Origin of the sequence: Mesorhizobium sp. M7A.F.Ca.US.006.01.1.1 (assembly GCF_003997935.1) — a bacterium.
Taxonomy (GTDB): domain Bacteria; phylum Pseudomonadota; class Alphaproteobacteria; order Rhizobiales; family Rhizobiaceae; genus Mesorhizobium.
Genome location: NZ_RZQL01000523.1, coordinates 1 through 621, shown reverse-complemented (window position 1 = coordinate 621; position 621 = coordinate 1). Strand labels below are relative to the sequence as shown.

2 pseudogenes are annotated in these 621 nt (G+C 54.4%); both read right to left on the bottom strand.

What is annotated here, in order from left to right:
- Nucleotides 1-213 (bottom strand): annotated as a pseudogene (locus tag EN943_RS38750) (MFS transporter); the annotation flags it as partial.
- Between the two features lie 84 nt (nucleotides 214-297).
- Nucleotides 298-621 (bottom strand): annotated as a pseudogene (locus EN943_RS37295) (TetR/AcrR family transcriptional regulator); the annotation flags it as partial.

The window sequence follows — 621 nt, the reverse complement described above, 5'->3', positions numbered from 1 at the left end:
GGTGATCAGCATGACCGCGTAGGTCGTGGCGTAACCTGAGATGATCAGCTGCATCGTTGATGCGGAGGCCTGGAAGTCCTCCCGTATCGAAGGCAGCGCCACGTTGACGATGAAGAAATCCAACGGGGGCAGAAAAGCCCCAGCCAACAGGATGACCAACGCGGTCCATCTGCGCGGATCAGGCTTTTGCTCAGGGTCTCGGGAATAATCCACATTTGTCTCCATATCGCCCGTGAGACACGAGCGAACAGCGTGCACAACTGCAATATTTAGGAACCTTTTGGTTCCAAATTAAAGTCAGTCCAACGGTTTTAGCGCAAGGTCAATCATGGCTCGCATGTCCTGGCGATCCGCTCCCGCCTTGCCCAAGACCCTCATCCCTTGGATCTGGCACACGAGGAACCTGGCAAGTGTCCGTTCATCCAGGCCGGGATCAATTTCGCCCAAGGCCTGAGCTCTGATGATCGCAGCTGCATAAAGGTCCTGCAAGCGCCGAAACAACCGGGATATGCGAACCGAAACGTCCTTGTCTTCAGGAAGCATTTCCACCGCCGCCAAAACAACAAAACAGCCGCGCAATCCGTCCTTGCCAGAAGAAAGATGGACAACATTCGAAAATGC